The organism is Pseudomonas sp. Pseusp49 (assembly GCF_059491875.1).
This window is the reverse complement of the sequence record NZ_CP168514.1, coordinates 536,330-555,287: the sequence shown is the minus strand read 5'-3', so window position 1 is coordinate 555,287 and position 18,958 is coordinate 536,330. Positions and strand designations below refer to the sequence as shown.

General features: G+C 61.2%; 18 protein-coding genes. 12 read left to right on the top strand and 6 right to left on the bottom strand.

The features are described 5' to 3' along the window. The first annotated feature begins 17 nt into the window (after positions 1-17). Both ACEN83_RS02340 and ACEN83_RS02335 read left to right on the top strand, forming a co-directional pair. Positions 18-2,795 (top strand): hybrid sensor histidine kinase/response regulator, encoded by a 2,778-nt coding sequence (locus tag ACEN83_RS02340; RefSeq protein WP_116582446.1) that lies wholly within the window; start codon positions 18-20, stop codon positions 2,793-2,795. A gap of 65 nt (positions 2,796-2,860) precedes the next feature. Beyond that, on the top strand, positions 2,861-3,457 hold the full coding sequence (locus tag ACEN83_RS02335; protein ID WP_116582447.1) for a MarC family protein: 597 nt from the start codon (positions 2,861-2,863) through the stop codon (positions 3,455-3,457). 84 nt (positions 3,458-3,541) lie between these two features. Here ACEN83_RS02335 and ACEN83_RS02330 read toward each other — a convergent pair whose 3' ends face one another. From ACEN83_RS02330 to cobG, 6 genes are all read right to left on the bottom strand, one after another. Beyond that, positions 3,542-4,093, bottom strand: coding sequence for a hypothetical protein (locus ACEN83_RS02330; protein WP_495579395.1), 552 nt, complete (start codon positions 4,091-4,093; stop codon positions 3,542-3,544). A gap of 155 nt (positions 4,094-4,248) precedes the next feature. After that, positions 4,249-5,064, bottom strand: coding sequence for a hypothetical protein (locus ACEN83_RS02325; RefSeq protein WP_495579394.1), 816 nt, complete (start codon positions 5,062-5,064; stop codon positions 4,249-4,251). A gap of 206 nt (positions 5,065-5,270) precedes the next feature. Further along, positions 5,271-6,974 carry a precorrin-3B C(17)-methyltransferase gene (cobJ, locus tag ACEN83_RS02320; RefSeq protein ID WP_495579393.1) on the bottom strand — a complete coding sequence of 568 codons (1,704 nt, stop codon included), beginning with the start codon at positions 6,972-6,974 and terminating at the stop codon, positions 5,271-5,273. Continuing rightward, on the bottom strand, positions 6,974-7,708 hold the full coding sequence (locus ACEN83_RS02315; protein WP_495579392.1) for a precorrin-2 C(20)-methyltransferase: 735 nt from the start codon (positions 7,706-7,708) through the stop codon (positions 6,974-6,976). The genes cobJ and ACEN83_RS02315 overlap by 1 nt, the downstream gene beginning before the upstream one ends. Then, positions 7,705-8,331: a precorrin-8X methylmutase gene (locus ACEN83_RS02310; protein ID WP_007979603.1), complete on the bottom strand. Its 627-nt coding sequence runs from the start codon at positions 8,329-8,331 to the stop codon at positions 7,705-7,707. The genes ACEN83_RS02315 and ACEN83_RS02310 overlap by 4 nt, the downstream gene beginning before the upstream one ends. Continuing rightward, positions 8,324-9,646, bottom strand: coding sequence for a precorrin-3B synthase (gene cobG, locus ACEN83_RS02305; RefSeq protein WP_495579391.1), 1,323 nt, complete (start codon positions 9,644-9,646; stop codon positions 8,324-8,326). Before cobG ends, ACEN83_RS02310 begins: the two co-directional genes overlap by 8 nt. A gap of 168 nt (positions 9,647-9,814) precedes the next feature. Between cobG and cbiE the strand changes: the two genes are divergently transcribed. The 10 genes from cbiE (at position 9,815) to ACEN83_RS02255 (ending at position 18,867) form a co-directional block, all read left to right on the top strand. Next, a complete protein-coding gene (cbiE, locus tag ACEN83_RS02300; RefSeq protein WP_495579390.1) occupies positions 9,815-11,026 on the top strand; it encodes a precorrin-6y C5,15-methyltransferase (decarboxylating) subunit CbiE in 1,212 nt (403 codons plus the stop codon). Then, the gene (locus ACEN83_RS02295) at positions 11,019-12,116 is read left to right on the top strand and encodes a cobalt-precorrin-5B (C(1))-methyltransferase (RefSeq protein ID WP_007979609.1); all 1,098 of its coding nucleotides are present in this window, start codon (positions 11,019-11,021) and stop codon (positions 12,114-12,116) included. Before cbiE ends, ACEN83_RS02295 begins: the two co-directional genes overlap by 8 nt. Beyond that, positions 12,113-12,838: a cobalt-precorrin-6A reductase gene (locus ACEN83_RS02290; RefSeq protein WP_495579389.1), complete on the top strand. Its 726-nt coding sequence runs from the start codon at positions 12,113-12,115 to the stop codon at positions 12,836-12,838. Before ACEN83_RS02295 ends, ACEN83_RS02290 begins: the two co-directional genes overlap by 4 nt. A gap of 56 nt (positions 12,839-12,894) precedes the next feature. Then, positions 12,895-13,230 (top strand): type II toxin-antitoxin system RelE/ParE family toxin, encoded by a 336-nt coding sequence (locus ACEN83_RS02285; RefSeq protein WP_007979613.1) that lies wholly within the window; start codon positions 12,895-12,897, stop codon positions 13,228-13,230. 4 nt (positions 13,231-13,234) lie between these two features. Then, positions 13,235-13,558 (top strand): helix-turn-helix domain-containing transcriptional regulator, encoded by a 324-nt coding sequence (locus ACEN83_RS02280; RefSeq protein ID WP_007979614.1) that lies wholly within the window; start codon positions 13,235-13,237, stop codon positions 13,556-13,558. 110 nt (positions 13,559-13,668) lie between these two features. Beyond that, complete coding sequence (locus ACEN83_RS02275) at positions 13,669-14,067, top strand: DUF2946 domain-containing protein (RefSeq protein WP_495579388.1); 399 nt, start codon at positions 13,669-13,671, stop codon at positions 14,065-14,067. A 47-nt stretch (positions 14,068-14,114) separates the two neighbouring features. After that, entirely contained in the window at positions 14,115-14,594 is a 480-nt protein-coding gene (locus ACEN83_RS02270) for a copper chaperone PCu(A)C (protein ID WP_007979618.1), read from the top strand. 21 nt (positions 14,595-14,615) lie between these two features. Further along, positions 14,616-15,077, top strand: coding sequence for a DUF2946 domain-containing protein (locus ACEN83_RS02265; protein WP_495579387.1), 462 nt, complete (start codon positions 14,616-14,618; stop codon positions 15,075-15,077). A 191-nt stretch (positions 15,078-15,268) separates the two neighbouring features. Further along, positions 15,269-17,386 carry a TonB-dependent copper receptor gene (locus ACEN83_RS02260; RefSeq protein WP_495579386.1) on the top strand — a complete coding sequence of 706 codons (2,118 nt, stop codon included), beginning with the start codon at positions 15,269-15,271 and terminating at the stop codon, positions 17,384-17,386. A gap of 101 nt (positions 17,387-17,487) precedes the next feature. After that, positions 17,488-18,867, top strand: a complete 1,380-nt coding sequence (locus ACEN83_RS02255) for a PepSY-associated TM helix domain-containing protein (protein WP_495579385.1) — start codon at positions 17,488-17,490, stop codon at positions 18,865-18,867. Positions 18,868-18,958: the final 91 nt, after the last annotated feature.

Sequence of the window (18,958 nt, the reverse complement as noted above, 5' to 3'; positions counted from 1 at the left end):
AACGAAGGGATTTCGCCGTGCGCTGGCTCAGGATTGCCATAAGCTTAACCGTCACATTGCTGACCCTGCTCTGCATGCTACCGGCCCAGGCCGCGCAAGGCAGTGGCTGGGCGGTATTGCTCGACGAACAGGGCGACCTGCAACTGAGCGACATCCGTTCCGCACGCTACACCAATCAATTCAGCCCCATCGAACTCGACCGCATTACCGCGGCTGAACCCGATGGCGCGCTATGGTTGCGATTCAAGCTTGCACCGGGCAAGCACGAACAGGTGCTGCGATTGTTCGCGCCTGACCTGCGCCAGTTCAACATGTACGTACTGGACGGCGACAAGCTGATCGACCAATCCAGCACAGGCAACGAACAACCCCAATCCGAGCGTCCATTGCCCAGCAGCGACTTCATGCTGCCCCTGCCGCAAAGCGACAGCCCTCTGGACATCTACCTGCGACTGGCCTCCGATCACCAGTTACGCCCCTACATCACTCTGCAATCGGCGGTCATCGCGGCTGCCAACCAGAACCAGACGCTGATCTATGGCCTGCTGTTCGGTTGCATCGCCATGCTGATCCTGCACAACCTCATCCGCTACGCCTACACCCGCTCGCACAGCGCCCTCTGGCTGGCAGCGTGCGAAGGGCTGTTGATGCTCAGCCTGCTGCTGTTGCTGAACCTCGCTGGCCCCTGGCTACCGGACTGGCACGCACTGCAAACACCGGGGGCTTACCTGGCATTGCTGCTGACGGCGCCCTGCGGCCTGATGCTTGCCTATCGCTTCTTCTCCCCGCTCGGGCCGCACCCGCTGAACCGGTTGCTGCTCGGCGAGGTCCTGCTGATCACCGCCTGCGGCCTGATGCTGCTGTTCGTCAATACCTTGCCGCTGAACTTCATTACCTACGGCCTGGTAGCCCTGGCTGGTCTGACCATGCTGTTCATCAGCGCCTATCACTGGCAAAAAGGCTATCGCCCGGCTCGTCTCTTCGTGGCGGCCATGGTGGTGTTCAACCTCGGCACCCTCGTCATCCTGCCTGCGCTGTTGGGGCTGACCCTGGTCGAACCCCATGGCCTGATCACCACCTTGCTGGTGTTCATCTGCATCAGCGGCCTGCTGATGAGCATCGCGTTGAGCGAGCGCCAGCGCCGCATCACCGAAGACCGCTTCAGCATCAGCCGCGACCTGGCGGCCAGCAATGCCGAGATCAATGCCAAGGCCGAGTTCCTGGCGAAGATCAGCCATGAAATCCGCACCCCGATGAACGGCGTTCTCGGCATGACCGAGCTGCTGTTGGGCACACCGCTGTCGGTCAAGCAACGCGACTATGTGCAGACGATCCACAGCGCCGGTAACGAGTTGCTGACACTGATCAACGAAATCCTCGACATTTCCAAACTCGAATCCGGGCAGATCGAGCTGGACGATGTGCAGTTCGACCTCAACGCGCTGATCGAAGACTGCCTGAGCATCTTCCGCGCCAAGGCCGAGCAGCAAAACGTCGAGTTGATCAGCTTCATCCAGCCGCAAGTGCCTCGAGTGATCAGCGGTGACCCGACACGCCTGCGCCAGACCCTGTTGAGCCTGCTCGAAAACGCCCTGAAAAAAACCGATGAAGGCGAAATCCTGATCGTCGTGGCGCTCGACGAACGCAACGCCAAACCGCGCCTGCGTATCGCCGTGCAGGACAGCGGCGAGCCGATGGACGCCGAAGAACGCGACGCCCTGATGCATGCCGAACTGCACAGCCGGCATTTTCTGTCGGCCACCCACCTGGGCGGCAACCTGGGCCTGGTGATTGCCCGGCAACTGATACGCTTGATGCAAGGGGAATTCGGCATCAAGAGTGGCAGCAACCAGGGCAGCACCCTGTGGCTGACCCTGCCGCTGGATCCGGATCGCCTCGAGCACCCGACCTCCGACCTCGACGGCCCGCTGCAAGGTGCACGGGTATTGGTGGTGGACGACAACGACACCTGTCGCAAGGTGCTGGTGCAGCAATGCAGCGCCTGGGGCCTGAACGTCAGCGCTGCGCCTTCCGGCAAGGAAGCGCTGGCACTGCTGCGCACCAAGGCGCATTTGCGCGATTACTTCGATGTGGTCCTGCTGGACCAGAACATGCCCGGCATGACCGGCATGCAACTGGCGGCCAAGATCAAGGAAGACCCGAGCCTGAACCATGACATCCTGCTGATCATGCTCACCGGCATCAGCAATGCGCCGAGCAAGATCATTGCGCGCAACTCCGGGATCAAGCGCATCCTCGCCAAACCGGTGGCCGGCTACACCCTCAAGACCACCCTGGCCGACGAACTGACCCAACGCAACAAAGGCCAGGTCGTCACGCAATCACTGCCAAGCGGCCCGCCCCCGCCGGTCAAGGTCCCCAGCGATTTCCGCATTCTGGTGGCCGAAGACAACAGCATTTCGACCAAGGTGATCCGCGGCATGCTGAGCAAGCTCAACCTGCAACCGGATACCGCCTGCAACGGCGAAGAAGCCTTGCAGGCGATGAAAGCCCAGCGTTACGACCTGGTGCTGATGGACTGCGAAATGCCGATCCTCGACGGCTTCTCGGCCACCCAGCAATTGCGTGCCTGGGAAGTCGGCAACCAGCGGGTCCGCACCCCCGTGGTGGCATTGACCGCCCACATCCTGGCCGAACACAAAGAGCGTGCGCGCCAGGCCGGCATGGACGGACACATGGCCAAACCGGTCGAACTGTCGCAACTGCGTGAGTTGATCGAACACTGGGTCGCCCAGCGTGACCAGCAGAATCGCGCAACGACCCAAACGTCCTGAGCCGACAGACTGCACAACCCCTGATAGACTCCCCCTCGACTTCCCTCGCCAGTGAGCCCGGCACCATGCTCCATGTGTTGTTCAGCGTTTACCTGAAGATGCTGGTGCTCTACAGCCCATTCTTCGTATTGTCCTGCTTCATCAGCCTGACCCGTGGTTATTCGCGCAAGGAACAGCGACGACTGGCCTGGAAAGTGGCGGTCGCCACACTGGTCTCCAGTGTGCTGCTGTACTTGTTCGGCCGAGTGATTTTCAGTGTTTTCGGCATTACCGTGGACGCATTCCGCATCGGCGCCGGTAGCGTCCTGTTCATCTCGGCACTGGGGATGGCACAAGGCAAATCGGCGGTACAGACCGACAACGTGCAGCAGGATGTGACCATCGTCCCGCTGACCATTCCACTGACCGTCGGCCCCGGCACCATCGGTGCGTTACTGGTGATGGGCGTAAGTCAGCCGCATTGGGACGACAAACTCACCGCCATTGTCGGCATTGCCATGGCCAGTTTTACCGTGGGCGTGGTGCTGTTTTTGTCCGGTCGAATCGAGCGCATTCTCGGTGATCAGGGATTACAGATCGTCAGCCGTTTGATGGGGCTTTTCGTTTGCGCACTGGCGGCGCAGATCATCTTCACCGGGGTGAGAGGCTACCTGGTGCCGTGAAGCGGCGGCTTGTCCAACCCCGAAAACAAGGCCCTGTGCATCAATCACAGGGCCTTGTCTTTTATTACATGCGCAGCCTTTGAGTCAGGACTGGAGTTTGCGCACGAAGACCTTGTTTGAATAAGCTTCGATTTTTTCGTGGACCCGTTTACGGTAGTTTTCAAACGCCCGTCGGTCGAACACAAACACCCCGCCACCGGGAATGATCGCCAGCTCTCGATCGAACTCGCTCCACAGGAAAAAGTCACTTTCAATCACGGTCGCGCTGTAGCGCAAGCCCAGCAGACAGACGACCACTTCACCCGAGGCGAGCCGCTCGCAAGGTGCGCACTTGAGGATACCCGAACCGCCATTGGCAACATTGCCGCGAAAGAAGTCCCAGGCAAACTCATCCAGCCGCAATGCCTGATAGGTGTCCTCGAGAAGCTGGCTCAAACGCTCCACGCCCAAGTGGCCGATCACGCTGTAACTGGCACCGAGCAATTGTCGGACACTCGTGACCCGGATCGGATCGGCTGGAATGATGGTCTTGAGCCTGTATCCCGCCTTGATCAATCGCCCTTGAAAATAATCGAACCAGGCCTTCCTCGACACCTGGCCAGGGTATTTCTCATTGGCCGCCAGTTCCGCGTACAACAGGCAATCCTGTATATCCTCCTGATCTTGCGAACTTACCTGCTGGGTAAAGGACAACAGGCAACCACCCACGACGACAGCATTAACAGACGCCGGCATATTCACCCCATACAGTCAGTGCTTTAATCGGTTAAATTGATCAAAGCCAGCCCGACTTATTGACCTGTCAATTGTTTGAAAAGACCATCGGCAAATTGGTCGTTATAGGCATATACCATGTTCTTCTTCCGCTCGAATGCACGTCGATTAAACTTGCGCACGCCGGCGCCCTGGAAAACCTGCAAACCTTGAGTCTTGTAAGTCACGAATAAAAAGTTGCCGTTGTATTCCTTGTCCACCAAGTCCAAGCCCCCCATCAACATGGACATGCCACCGCCTGGCGTCGTAATGCAAGGCACAGCCTTGAAGCTGATGACGTCGTTTTTCTTGCTGCCAGCATCGACAATCTTCAATGCATCCTTATCGCCTTTGAGCGTGCTGAAACCCGACGCCACCAGGTTCAGGACGCTGCTTGCCCCACCGGAAACAACAGTCTCAAGCACTTGCAAAATGGCTTCATTCATCGTGATGGTGAGCTTTTTGCTGACGTATTTCTTGTAGGTGAAGCTTTCCGTCACCCAGCCCACCGCCAACAATGCCTCGTTGTACTTCTTGTAGCGGTCTTCGTTACTGGTTTCGTTGGGCAGGCGCCGGACCACCGCTTCGGCAAACTGCTGGCAGTCCAGTGCATCCTGCCTGTCCTCCTCCGAAAGCGCCTGGTCGAACACCACCAGCGAGGGGCCTACTACCGAAGCCCCTAAACCTTGCGCTGACGAGTCACTCGATACTGCGCCCTGGGTCGAGGTGGAACGCCTGGTTCGCGCCCGTGGCACGACGTTTTCAAGTTCTGCCGCAATGCCTTCGAAATACTTATCCTGCAAGGCATCATCAAATGCGACCTGAGCCACTGAATAATTTTTTATATCGACCATTTAAATCTCCATTTAATCAATAAGCCGCTTCATGCGGCCCGCTGAAAACTAAAGCGAAGAATTGAGTCGGTCAAAGTAAAAACACTCAGGACTTATTTCAGGCGTTATTAGAAAACAAAAAGGCCCGCGACAACTTTCGTCAATCGCAGGCCTTATCGTTAGTTATTGCCTTGAACATCAGCGACTTTGAACAAAGCCGCTTTCACTCAGGTGGTTGGCTTGCTTGGGTACCAGCGCGGCGTGTACACCCAATCACCGCCGCCGACCCGCGGAAAAACACAGGTCAGGGATGAGCCGATCAATACCATCGTGCGCATATCGACCTGGTCGGGGGTCAATTGGCCGAGAGTCGTGACGCGCAGTGTCTGACCCGGCCGGCCAATGTCCCGCCCCAATACGACAGGGGTTTGCGGCATACGGTGCCGGGCGACGATTTCAAGCGCCTGGCCCAGTTGCCATGGCCGCGAACGGGAAATCGGGTTGTAGAACGCCAGGGCCAGATCGGCTTGAGCGGCCAGGTCCAGGCGTTTTTCGATGATTGCCCAAGGCTTGAGGTTATCCGACAGGGACAGCACGCAGAAATCATGACCCAGCGGTGCGCCGGCCTGGGCGGCCGTCGCCAGCGAGGCGGAGACCCCCGGCAGAATCTCGAGATCAACGTTATGCCAATGGACGTCGGTGGCTTCATGCAGCGCTTCCAGCACCGCCGCAGCCATGGCAAAAACCCCCGGATCCCCCGAAGAAACCACCACCACCGAACGCCCTTGGGCTGCCAGTTCGAAGGCGTGGCGGGCGCGTTGCATCTCTTCGCGGTTGTCGGTGCAATGCAGCACCTGATCGGCACGAAACGGCCCGGCCATGCGCACATAGGTTTCGTAACCCAGCACGTCGGTTGCGCGGGCCAGTTCCGCCTTCACTGCCGGCACCATCAACTCAGCGGCGCCCGGCCCGAGGCCGATCACTGCCAGCCGTCCACGCGGGCGGCCGATCTGCAACGGGTCCAGTGGCTGCTCTGCCACCGCAATGGCAACGGTGTCGCTACCCAGCATGGAAACAGGTTGGCCTATGGCAGTACTCAGACGTTCGCCAAGCACCTTCTCAGCGCTGGCAAAACGCAGCGGCACGCCCAATTCAAGCGCCGTTTCGCGCAACCCCGGGAAAGCCATTTCGGTGTCGGGAGCCAACAGGCAGGCCAGCGACTGCACGGCGATTTTTGCCTGATGCAATGCCTCGCGCACCGCCCCCGCGACGTTCACCAGCCCAGCATCCACAGCGACCACCACATTGCGCGGGTAGATCAACAATTCGTTGGTCGCGGGTGTCCGTTCGACATGACTGACATGCACCGCCAAGCGGGCCTGTGCATCTTCAGGCAACTGCGCCTGCGCCAGCCACGGGGCCTCACCCTCGATGCGCAGCGTTTCACCGGCGAGCAAATCGGAAACGAATCGCTTGCCCAGTTCCAGATCGCCAAGGGCATAACCGCTGGGCGGGTTGAGCAGGCAAGTGCCAAAACGCAACTCGCCGCTGGTGGTGATCGCCGCAGCGACTTCAAGCGCAGCGGCAATCTCCCGCGCCATCACATTCACCCCGCCGAGACCACCCAGCAGTGGAACCACGGCGCTGCCGTCCTCGGCCACCGCCAATACCGGTGGCTCGGCGCCCTTTTCCAGCAACAACGGCGCCAGCGTGCGGATCACGATCCCGGCGGCGCACAGGGCAATCACCGGTGTGCCCTGTTGATAGAGCTCGCGCAGGGTCGCACCGAATTCGTGATAGACCCGGTCCGCGCCGTCAACCCGTTCAGCCAGGCCGTGGATCAGCGCATCGGGATAAAGTTGTTGAATCCTGCGCGCGGTCGCGAGGCTGCCATTGCCGAGAATGACAATCGCCGGAACTGGTCGGGTCATCAGCCTTGCCACCTTTCACCGGGAACGATGATCAACGAGAAGTACGGCGAAGACATCGGCTCGACCTGGTCCAGCGGCACGATCTTCTGATTGGCCATGGTCGCGCGTTCGATGTACAGCGCACGCTCGGCCAGGCCGAGCTCTGCCAGCACCTGGCGGACCTTGGGAAAGTTGCGTCCCAGTTTCATGATCACCGCCGCATCGGCATCGGCCAGGCGACGCTTAAGTTCATCGTGCGGCAGCACACCGGACAACACCGACAGACTCTGATTGCGATACACCAGCGGCGCACCGAGCACCGAGGCACCACCGAGCATCGAGCACACGCCAGGCACGACTTCAGCCTGATAACGCTGGGCGAGCCGGTCGTGCAGGTACATGTAGGAGCCGTAGAAGAACGGGTCGCCCTCGCAGATCACCGCTACGTCGCGGCCGGCGTCGAGATGCGCGGCCAGTTCTGCGGCAGCGTCATCGTAGAAGTCGCTGATCACTTGCTCGTAGGACAACGGCGCCGGCAAGGCTTCGGTGGTCACCGGGTACACCAGTGGCAACAAATTCTGTGCGTCCTGCAGGTGGGCTTCGATGATACCGAAGGCGTTGCCCTTCTTGCCCTTGGCGACGAAGTACGCCACTACAGGCGACTCGCGCAGCAACCGCAGTGCCTTGACAGTAATCAGTTCCGGATCACCGGGACCGACACCGAGGCCGATCAAACGTCCAGGTTGCTGCATCATTCGATCTCCGTGGCGAGGGCATTGACGGCGGCGGCGGCCATGGCACTACCGCCCAGGCGACCCTGCATGATGACAAACGGCACGCCACGGCTGTCAGCCGCCAGCGCTGCCTTGGATTCGGCGGCGCCGACGAAACCCACAGGGAACCCGAGGATCAGCGCCGGTTTCGGCGCACCGGCGTCGAGCATCTCCAGCAAATAGAACAGCGCCGTCGGGGCGTTGCCGATGACCACCACGCTACCTTCCAGATGGGGACGCCACAGTTCCAGCGCAGCCGCTGAGCGGGTGTTGCCCAATTCACGGGCCAGTTCCGGAACGCTTTCGTCGCGCAGGGTGCAGATCACCGGATTGTTTGCCGGCAACCGCGCGCGGGTCACGCCTTCGGAGACCATTCGCGCATCGCACAAAATCGGCGCGCCGGCCGCCAGCGCATCACGCCCGGCCTTGCCCGCCCCTTCGGAAAACTGCAAACCGTCGATGGCCTCGACCATGCCGCAGGCGTGGATCACACGGACTGCGAGTTTCTCCAGATCGGCCGGAATTCGGTCGAGGTTGGCCTCGGCGCGAATGATCGCGAAGGAGTTGCGATAGATCTCCTGACCGTCGCGGATGTAATCAAGCATCAAGGGGGCTCCGTGAGTGGGCGTCGAGCAAGGCCGCGACCGCTTCAATAGTAAGGTTGTGTGCTTGCAGCGCGCCGAAACCCGGCTGCGCTGCATCGCGAAAATAGAGATCGTAGTGACCGGGGGCGACGGCCAGCAAGGTGACGGGCGCCGTATGCGCGGCGGCACAGGAACGCACGCACCCGCTCAAATGCACGCTCGGCGTTTGCCCGTGATGTTGCAGCAATGTAGCCAGTTGCAGGGCATCGCCCTTGGTCTCGGCCAGGCCTTTACCGCAGCCGTTTGAACCGGTGCAGGCGATCAACCGGGACAATGGCTGATCGGCATCGCACTGCAAGCCCAGACAGTGCAACTGCCGAATGACCTCGGCGGCGTCTTCCGCGCGGATATTGGGCAATAGCAGGCTTTGCCAAGGCGTGAAGCGCAGACTGGCATCACCGAACTCCCGTGCCAGTTGTGCCGCCCCCCGCAGCATCGCCGGATCGAGCCGCCCCAATGGCGGGACAGCCCCGACATAGACAACACCGGATTCGGCCTGGGGATACGCACCGATGTGCAAATCACTGCGCCCCCCAACCCGCTGCCAACCGACAACCGCTTGCATCGGTACTCGCTCAGCCAGCCGAAGCAAAACATCCTCGACCGAATACTCGGCCAGCAAATGACGCATCCGCGTCTGCTCGGGGCGCGCCAGTTCAAGAAACAACTCAAGGACAGCGACCACCAGCGCGTGCCCGTCAGCGAGTGCAACCGAACCGGCGGGTCTGTCCGTCGGGCATCCCGCCAAACCGAACGCCAACCGTTGCTCGCCGTCCTGATCAAACGCCGAGAGCCACAGGTCATGAGGATGTTCGAGCATCGCAAGGTCTTCACCGCCATCAAGCTGTACGGCGAACTTGGCACTGAGGTCGTGAAAAGCTTCGTGGCTTTGCAATGTGGCGAGGATCTGCCCGGCCAGCGGCCGAGTGTCGAACAGCATGCGCCGATCGATCCCGGCGCCGGGGCTGAGCATCAGGTTGCGCACATCGTCGCCAGCCGCCGTTCGCGGTCCCAGACCGGCAGCCAGCAGGCTGTCGATCAACGCCGATTGCTCGTTGCCAATTCCGCGGATCTGCAGGTTGGCCCGGTTGGTCGCCTCGATCGCTCCGCTGGCGTAACGCTCGGCTGCAGACGCCACGGCCTCGGCCTGGACGCTGTTGATCGAACCACCGTTCAACTTGATCCGACAGATGCCGCCATCCAGCGCCGGCACAATACGCAGCAACCCCGGGCAAGCCGAGGGGCGTAAGGCAGCGGACAGCGGACGTTCGTTCAAGGCGGACCCGTTCAGGTGGCGAGGCGATTCACGGCGAAAGTGCGCGGTATTATGCCTGCTTTACTTCGCCGCATGAAAAGACTCCGGTCGGGAAGAGAAGGCAGTCAGCTCAAGGAACCCGCGCTATCATGCCGCCCAACAATGTTGAACGCGTGATTGAGGAACGGCATGACACCCTGGCTGACGGTAGTAGGCATCGGCGAAGACGGTTTCAAGGGCCTGGGCAAGAACGCCCGGCATGCGCTGTTGCGCGCCGCGAAAATCTTCGGCGGCCAGCGGCATCTGGATTTGCTCCCGCCGTGCATACGCGGCGAGCGCCAGCCGTGGCCGAGCCCCTTCTGCCTTGAGTCGCTGCTGTCGCACCGTGGCGAACCCGTTTGTGTCCTGGCCAGTGGCGATCCGATGTTCTTCGGCGTCGGCGCCAGCCTGGCCAGGCAACTCCCCGCCGCCGAGATACTGACGCTTCCCGCGCCCTCCTCCTGCTCGCTCGCCGCAGCGCGAATGGGTTGGCCCTTGCAAGACGTGGTTACCCTTTCGGTGGTGGCCCGGCCGCTCGCTGCACTCAACGCCCAGTTGTCCAGCGGTGTGCGCTTGCTGGTATTGAGCAACGATGGCCGCAGCCCAGCCGCCATCGCTGCACTGTTGCGCGAACGAGGCTTTGGTCCCAGTCGACTCACCGTGCTGGAACACCTGGGCGGCGAAGCCGAGCGGCGTATCGACGGTATCGCCAGCGACTGGAACGATTCACCGATTGCCGACCTGAACCTGGTCGCCATCGAATGCATCGCTGAACCGAATACACCTCGCCTGTCGCGATTGGCCGGACTGCCGGACTCCGCTTTCAAACACGACGGCCAACTGACCAAACGCGATGTGCGCGCCATCACCCTCGCACGTCTGGCCCCGATCCCCGGCGAACTGTTGTGGGATGTCGGTGCCGGCAGCGGCTCGATCGGCATCGAATGGATGCGCACCCACCCCGGTTGTCGCGCACTGGCCATCGAGGCGGATGACGGCCGCCAGGCGTTGATCGAACACAACCGCGATGCCCTTGGCGTTCCCGGCCTGCAGCTGGTTCGTGGCAGTGCGCCGCAGGCCTTGGCCGGCCTGGAGCGACCGGACGCGATTTTCATCGGCGGCGGTGTCACCCGTGACGGCGTGCTGGATGCATGTTGGGCCGAACTCAAGCCCGGTGGCCGGCTGATTGCCAATGCGGTCACCCTGCAAAGTGAAATGACCCTGATGGCCTGGCGCGAGCAACACGGCGGAGAGCTGACGCGGATTCATATCGCGCAAGCTCAGCCGCTGGGCGATTTCGACACCTGGCGCCAGGCCCTGCCGATTACCTTGCTGGACGTGACGAAGCCTTTCGATGCGTGACGAAACCGCCGAACAACCCGCCCCGCTGCGCAGTGGCCTGACCACCGGCAGTTGCGCCACCGCTACCAGCCTCGCTGCCGCACGTCTGCTGTTGGCCGGTGTAACAGCCGACGCGGTGGACATCGTGCTGCCCAAAGGCAAGCACGTGCAGATGCGCCTGGAGTTCTGCCGCCTCACCGAGGACGGCGCCGAAGCGGGAACCCTCAAGGACGCCGGAGACGATCCCGACGTGACCCATGGCGCCCTGCTCTACTCGCAGGTGCGCCTGAGCGCCGAGCCGGGGATTCGCTTCCATGCCGGTCGCGGCGTCGGCACCGTGACCCGGCCCGGGCTGGTGCTGGGGGTCGGCGAACCGGCGATCAATCCGGTGCCACGCAAAATGATCGGCGATCACCTGGCGGGACTGGCCGACGAGCTCGGTTATGCCGGCGGTTTCGACGTGACGGTCAATGTCGAGAATGGCGAGGCACTGGCACTGAAAACCATGAACCCGCGCCTGGGCATTCTTGGTGGACTATCGATCCTCGGCACCAGCGGCATCGTCCGGCCGTTTTCATGCGCGGCCTACATTGCCTCGATCCACCAGGGCATCGACGTGGCGAAAACCAACGGTTACCTGCACATCGCCGCCTGTACCGGCAACGCCAGCGAAGACACCATGCGCCAGGTCTACAACCTGCCGGAAATTGCCCTGATCGAAATGGGCGACTTCGTCGGTGCCGTACTCAAGCACCTGCGCAAAGTGCCCGTGGACAGGCTCAGCCTGTGCGGTGGATTCGGCAAGATCAGCAAACTGGCGGCCGGGCATATGGATTTGCACAGTCGTCATTCGAGCATCGACCTGCCGCAACTGGCGCTATGGGCCGCACAGGTCGGCGCCGATACGGCATTGCAGCAAAGTATCCGCGAGGCCAACACCAGTCAGCAGGCACTGGCCATGGCCGCCGCAGCCGGGGTTGCCCTGGGTGATGCAGTCTGCCAGCACGCCCTGGACTTTGCCCGCAGCGTGGTGCCGGCGCAGGTTCAGGTGGAAGTCTTTGCCATCGATCGCCAGGGCGGGATTGTCGGCCATGCAGGCGCGTTCCAATGAAGCGCATCCTGTTGCTCGGCGGTGTGACCGAAGCCCTGGTCATTGCCCGCACGCTGGGGCCGCAGCACATTTACAGCCTGGCCGGTATCGGCCGGGTGCCGACGGACCTGCAATGTCAGATCCGCGTGGGCGGTTACGGCGGTGCCGAAGGTCTGGCGCAATTCATTCGCGATGAAGGTATCGAACTGCTGGTCGACGCCACTCACCCCTACGCCGCCCAGATCAGCCAGAACGCTGCGACCGCCGCGCGCTTGAGCGGTATTCCCTGCTGGGCGCTACGGCGTCCGGCCTGGCGAGCCCAGGCGGGTGATGACTGGCGGGAAGTCAGCGATTGGGCCGAACTGATCGAAGCCCTGAAACCCTTCCGCCGACCGCTGTTCACCCTCGGTCGCGAGCCCCTGCAACACCTGGATGAAATTCCTGCGGAGCAATTCTGGACCCTGCGTGCGCTGGACGTGTATCCGGGCAACCAGCGCTGCGAAGTGATCGGCGCACGGGGGCCATTCCTGATCGACGATGAACGAGCGTTGTTCGAACGGCGAAACATCGACGTGCTGATCAGCAAGAACAGCGGCAGCACAGCGACCGAGCCGAAGCTGGAAGTGGCGCGTGAGCGTGGGGTGCCGGTGATTGTTTTGAAGCGGCCGGTGTTGCCGGGGGTTGAGCGGGAGTTCCTGACGCTTGAGGAAATACTTGGCGCGTTGTCGGTCTTCGCCCGATAGATCAGGATCATTGGCTTGCATGATAAGTAACCTATTTGTTACCTTCAGAGCCGCCTGTGATCACACTCGAAGAATACGTTCAGGACAACGACAAAAGCCCCTTTGGCCGCTGGTTTTCCACCCTGGATGCGCAGGCAGCGCTTAAGGTATCCAGTGCGCTGCTTCGCCTGGAACTGGGAAACACATCAAACATCAAGTGGTTCGATGGTCTCGGCGAGTACCGGATCAATTGGGGGCCTGGCTACAGAATCTATCTTGTCCAAGAGGGGAAACGCCTGATCATCCTTTTTGGTGGTGGTGACAAGTCCACACAAAAAACTGACATCAAACAGGCGAAAACACTGATAGCCGAGTTTCGATCCCGAAAAAAGACTGAACGGCACCGGAGATAACGTCATGGCGCTCACCCGAAACTACAAACACACCATCGCCGAGCGTGCCCAACGTGATCCCGAGTTCGCCCAGGCATTGTTGGACGAGGCTGCTACTCTGTTTCTTAACGGCGAACCTGAAATGGCCCGTATCATCCTGCGCGACCTGATCAACGCCACCGTAGGTTTTGAAGAACTGGCAAAGGAAACGGCAAAGCCCAGCAAAAGCCTCCATCGCATGCTGTCTGCCAAAGGCAATCCGAGCATGGACAACCTGGCTGCAATATTCGCCGTAATTCGCGCTACGCTAGGAGTAGAAATACAAGTACATGCGGTACGTGCACACTGAGTCAGTGTCTTTTTACTGCGACACCAAACCGCACGCCACGTTTTTACTTATCGGCCCTGATCAGGCTAAATAGCCCGCGCCTGATCGCCCACCCAAACGGATTTTGCCCCATGTCCCGACAACGGCTCGCAATTGCCTGGATAGCCTGCTTCGCAGTGCTGTTCAATTTGCTCGCCATGCCGATGTCCGGAGCGATGGCGCAAACGTCGAAGTCACCTGCCGAACAGTTGTTGTGGGGCAGCTTCTGCAGCGCCAGCGGCACCAGGATGGTGGCGATCTCCATCGGCGACCTTGAACAGAAGGCCCCGCAAAACGACGATCATTCCAACATGCAGCATTGCTGGTGCTGCTCGGGTTCTGCGCCATTGATGGCGTTGCCGGGGCATTCGCCACAGCTGTATTTCGCGCACTTCGAATCCAACCGAAGCCTGCCTGCCACCTCGCTCACCAGCCCGTCACCGCGCCAGCAATGGCCGAGTCTCAACCCCCGCGCGTCCCCTCTGGTGTGATTTTTTCTCGCAATTGACCTGCGTTTAAATCGTTCCGGAGAACTGCCATGTTGAACAAACTCATCGTTCTGGCTGCGTTGCTGCTGCCTGCCTGCTTTGCCAATGCCCACGAATACAAGGTCGGCACGCTGGAAATCGCCCATCCGTGGTCCCAGGAGTTGCCACCCAATGCGCCCACCGTTGCGGCGTATTTCGTGATCGACAATGAAGGCAAGACCGCCGACCGCCTGCTCAGCGTCGACACCCCCATCGCCGGCGAAGCGCAATTGCATGAGCACGTGATGCAAGGCGACATGATGAAAATGCAGCACGTACCGAGCGTGGAAGTGCCCGCCGGTGGCGAGGTCACTTTCGCACCGATGGCCTATCACGTGATGTTGCTGGGCCTCAAGGACCGCAGCCTGCTGGTTGACGGCAAGCGCTTTCCCATGACGCTGCACTTCGAGAAGGCCGGTGACGTGACGGTCGAAGTCGCGGTGCAGAAGCAGGCGCCGGACGGCATGCAGGCGCACGCGCACAATCCATAATCGCCTGAGCTGAAAACGCCCATGCGCCCGCCTAGCGCCAGGTCATCCAGGCCACGCAGTCAGGTATTGAGCCTGACACGCGGCAGCTGGATCAGCCTGTTCGCCATGCTGATGATTTTTATCGGTCCGCTGATTTCCCAGTCGATGCCGATGGATTCGCGCGCCATGTCGATGAGCATGCCGGCGGGTATGAGCATGGACATGTCGATAGGCATGGACATGTCGGCAATGGAGCATGCCGACCACGGCAAGCAAACCTCCGCCGAGCATTGCCCGCCTGCCCCGGGGCACCGTGTGCTGTGGGAAAAGTGCGGCTATTGCAGCCTGCTGTTCAATTGCCCGGCGCTGACCGGCGGCGTGTCCTTCGCCAACTTCGTCATTCCACCCGTCAACACCTTCACCACGCCTTCTCCGCGCCTGGGCCACGCCCGGCAAACCTTCTTCCCCGGCGCCCGCACCCGCGCCCCGCCTGCCGTCGCGTAAACACCCACCTCCGATCTCACACGGTCCGCAAGACAACCCAAGCATCCGGTGGGAGCGGGCTTGCTCGCGAAGAGAGAGTGTCAGTCAACGCAGATGTCGCCTGGCACACCGCTTTCGCGAGCAAGCCCGCTCCCACAGGGACAGCTTCAGGCTGCCGGCCGTGTCGTTTACGACTGTTCGATGGAAATTTCATGTCCAGGTTTTCTGCTGACACAGGCTTGAGTCCAACCCAAGTCTCCATAACCCAAAACGAATCCGGCATTCGTTTCAGGCACGCCACTGCGATTTTGTGCAGTGCATTGCTGGCGCCTTCCGCGCTGGCCGATGAACACGCCGGTCACACTGAAGAACTGAGCCCGACGGTGATTACCGCCGTTGCTCCCAGCTCGCCATTGACCATCGTCACCAACCCCAAGGAGCCGCGCCAACCGGTGCCGGCCAGCGACGGCTCGGATTATCTGAAAACCATTCCCGGTTTCGCCCAAGTGCGCAACGGCGGCACCAACGGCGACCCGGTGCTGCGCGGCATGTTCGGCTCGCGGCTGAACATCCTCACCAACGGCGGCATGATGCTCGGCGCCTGCCCGGGCCGGATGGACGCGCCGACCTCCTACATTTCGCCGGAAACCTATGACCAACTGACCGTGATCAAAGGCCCACAAACCGTGCTGTGGGGACCGGGCGCTTCGGCCGGCACCATCCTGTTCGACCGCGAGCCGGAACACTTCGGCGAGCTCGGCACACGGGTCAACGCCAGCGTGCTGGCCGGCTCCAACGGGCGCTTCGACAAACTGGTGGACGCTGCTGCCGGCGGGCCACTGGGCTACGTACGGGTGATCGGCAACACCGCACATTCAGACGACTATCAGGATGGCAACAACGACACCGTCCCATCGCGCTACGACAAATGGAACGGCGACGTCGCATTCGGCTGGACCCCGGATGCCGATACCTTGCTGGAGCTGACCGCCGGCAAAGGTGACGGTGAAGCGCGCTACGCCGGGCGCAGCATGGACGGTTCGCAGTTCCTGCGTGAAAGCCTCGGCCTGCGCTTCGAGAAATCCAGCATCGGCGATGTGCTGGATACGATCGAGGCGCAGGTCTACTACAACTACGCCGACCACGTGATGGACAACTACACCCTGCGCACGCCGTCCGGTACCGGCATGATGGCCGGCCCCATGGCCTCCAACGTCGACCGCCGCACCCTCGGCGCACGGGTCAAGGCCACCTGGCGCTGGGCTGATGTGCAACTGATCAGCGGCATCGACGCACAGACCAACGAACATCGCCAGCGCAGCGCCATGGGCATCGACACCTACAAGGACCTGCCCTATACCAAGGATGCCGACTTCCATAACTACGGTGTGTTCGGCGAACTGACCTGGTACGCCGCCGACCGTGACCGTTTGATCAGCGGCGCACGCCTGGACCGCGCCTCGGCCAAGGACTATCGGCAGACCATCGGCTCGGGAATGATGACCCGCCCCAATCCAACAGCCGACGACACCCGCGCCGACACCCTGCCAAGCGGCTTCATCCGCTACGAGCATGACCTGGCCGACAGCCCGACCACCTTGTACGCGGGCCTCGGTCACACCCAGCGGTTCCCGGATTACTGGGAGCTGTTTTCACCCAAGTCGGGCCCCGCCGGTTCGGTGAATGCCTTCGACTCGATCAAGCCGGAAAAAACCACCCAGCTCGATTTCGGCCTGCAATACAAGACCGAAACACTCGAAGCCTGGGCCTCGGGTTACGTCGGGCAGGTGCGCGATTACATCCTGTTCAACTACACCCCGACGATGATGGGCACGACCTCGCAAGCCGAGAACATCGACGCACGAATCATGGGCGGCGAACTGGGCGCCGCGTACAGCCTCACTGAACACTGGAAAGCCGACGCGACCCTGGCCTACGCCTGGGGCAAGAACAGCAGCGATGGCTCTGCATTGCCGCAGATGCCGCCGCTGGACACCCGTTTCGGCCTGACCTACAGCGAAGACAACTGGAGTGCCGGCGCACTGTGGAGAGTGGTCGCCGCACAAAACCGCATCGACCAGAACAAGGGCAACGTGGTCGGCAAGGACTTCGGCAAGACGCCAGGGTTTGGCGTCTTCTCCCTCAACGGTGCCTATCGGATCAACAGCCACTGGAAGGTCAGCAGCGGCGTCGACAACCTGTTCGGCAAGGCTTACGCCGAGCACTTGAACCTGGCCGGCAACGCAGGTTTCGGCTATCCGGCCAATGACCCGCAAGCCATCAAGGAGCCGGGGCGCACGCTCTGGACCCGGGTGGATATGAGTTTCTGACAACAAGATCAAAAGATCGCAGGCTTCGCCAGCTCCTACAGGGAATGCGTACTGCGATCTTTTAAAAAAAACAATTGATTCGCCAATGCGGAGCACACGTGATGAAACAGCCCAAAGTGAATTTCTACAACCTGGCCTGGCGCTGGCATTTCTATGCCGGATTGTTCGTTGCGCCATTCATGGTGATGCTGGCCCTGACCGGCACCCTTTACCTGTTCAAGCCGCAACTCGATTCACTGATGTACAGCAGCCTGCTCAACGTACCGGCCGGTCATCACACTGTCCCGGCCGACGATCTGCTCAAGCGGGTAAAAGATGCGTATCCCCAAGCGACGATCAAACAGTACCTGCCACCGGTCAATGCCGAACGCAGCGCTCAGTTTGTCGTGCTCAACGACGGCAACGAGCTGAACGTTTTTGTCGATCCGTACCAAGGCGACATCCTCGGCGAGCAAGACGCCAAGAAGAACCTGCAAGCCATTGCGCGCGCGATTCACGGTGAGCTGATGATCGGCACCGTCGGCGATCGGCTGATCGAACTGGCCGCCGGCTGGGGTGTGGTGCTGGTGGTGTCCGGGGTATTCCTGTGGTGGCCGCGCGGTCAGGCCGCCGGCATTCTGTGGCCACGCCTGAGCAGTCGCGGGCGGGTGCTATGGCGTGACTTGCATGCCGTCACCGGATTCTGGGGCGCCTCCCTGCTGCTGGTGATGCTGCTCAGCGGCATGACCTGGACCGGCTTCTGGGGCCAGCAATACGCGGCCGTGTGGAACGTGTTTCCGGCGGCAATGTGGGACAACGTACCGAAGTCCGACGTCGAAGCGCGCAGCCTCAACAGCGCCACCCGCCAGACCGTGCCCTGGGCCATGGAAAACACGCCGATGCCCATGTCCGGCGAACACGCCGAACACATGGCCCACGATGGCGCGCAGGCCGGCCCGGCCGCACCGACCATCAGCCTGCAGGACGTGCAAAACATCGCCACCCAAAGCAAGGTCGAGCCTGGCTACAGCATCACCTTGCCAACGACCGCCACCGGTGTGTTCACCATCGCCGTGTTCGCCGATGACCCGCGCAATGACGCCACGTTGCACATCGACCAGTACACCGGCAAGGTCCTTGCCGATGTGCGTTACGAGCAATATGGCACCGTGGCCCGCGCCACGGAAATCGGCGTGATGTTGCACGAAGGCAAGATGTTCGGCACGTTCAATCAGATCATCGTGTTGCTGATCTGCCTGATGATCCTGCTCAGCGCGGTCAGCGGCGTGGTGATCTGGTGGAAGCGTCGTCCGCAAGGAAAACTCGGCGTACCGCCGCTGCGTCACGACCTGCCGAAATGGAAAACCGCCATGGTGATCATGTTCGTCCTCGCGGTGGCCTTCCCGTTGGTGGGCGCTTCGCTGGTGGTGGTGTGGGTGCTGGATCGTGTGCTGCTGTCGCGTTTTACCCGGCAGACTGAGAGCGCCTCATCTTCATCATGAAACAGCTGAGATGCGCGGGGCGCAAGGGGCTGTAAACTGCCCCGCGCGTCACCCTCTCGTATTCAGGGTGTCCTTTCGGGCCTCTTCGCGA

Excerpts from the sequence above, each read along its gene's own strand:
- ACEN83_RS02335 (WP_116582447.1), top strand. The coding sequence starts at position 2,861 with ATGCTCCATGTGTTGTTCAGCGTTTACCTGAAGATGCTGGTGCTCTAC.
- ACEN83_RS02325 (WP_495579394.1), bottom strand. The coding sequence starts at position 5,064 with ATGGTCGATATAAAAAATTATTCAGTGGCTCAGGTCGCATTTGATGAT.
- cobJ (WP_495579393.1), bottom strand. The coding sequence starts at position 6,974 with ATGACCCGACCAGTTCCGGCGATTGTCATTCTCGGCAATGGCAGCCTC.
- ACEN83_RS02315 (WP_495579392.1), bottom strand. The coding sequence starts at position 7,708 with ATGATGCAGCAACCTGGACGTTTGATCGGCCTCGGTGTCGGTCCCGGT.
- ACEN83_RS02310 (WP_007979603.1), bottom strand. The coding sequence starts at position 8,331 with ATGCTTGATTACATCCGCGACGGTCAGGAGATCTATCGCAACTCCTTC.
- cbiE (WP_495579390.1), top strand. The coding sequence starts at position 9,815 with ATGACACCCTGGCTGACGGTAGTAGGCATCGGCGAAGACGGTTTCAAG.
- ACEN83_RS02295 (WP_007979609.1), top strand. The coding sequence starts at position 11,019 with ATGCGTGACGAAACCGCCGAACAACCCGCCCCGCTGCGCAGTGGCCTG.
- ACEN83_RS02290 (WP_495579389.1), top strand. The coding sequence starts at position 12,113 with ATGAAGCGCATCCTGTTGCTCGGCGGTGTGACCGAAGCCCTGGTCATT.
- ACEN83_RS02280 (WP_007979614.1), top strand. The coding sequence starts at position 13,235 with ATGGCGCTCACCCGAAACTACAAACACACCATCGCCGAGCGTGCCCAA.
- ACEN83_RS02275 (WP_495579388.1), top strand. The coding sequence starts at position 13,669 with ATGTCCCGACAACGGCTCGCAATTGCCTGGATAGCCTGCTTCGCAGTG.
- ACEN83_RS02270 (WP_007979618.1), top strand. The coding sequence starts at position 14,115 with ATGTTGAACAAACTCATCGTTCTGGCTGCGTTGCTGCTGCCTGCCTGC.
- ACEN83_RS02265 (WP_495579387.1), top strand. The coding sequence starts at position 14,616 with ATGCGCCCGCCTAGCGCCAGGTCATCCAGGCCACGCAGTCAGGTATTG.
- ACEN83_RS02260 (WP_495579386.1), top strand. The coding sequence starts at position 15,269 with ATGTCCAGGTTTTCTGCTGACACAGGCTTGAGTCCAACCCAAGTCTCC.
- ACEN83_RS02255 (WP_495579385.1), top strand. The coding sequence starts at position 17,488 with ATGAAACAGCCCAAAGTGAATTTCTACAACCTGGCCTGGCGCTGGCAT.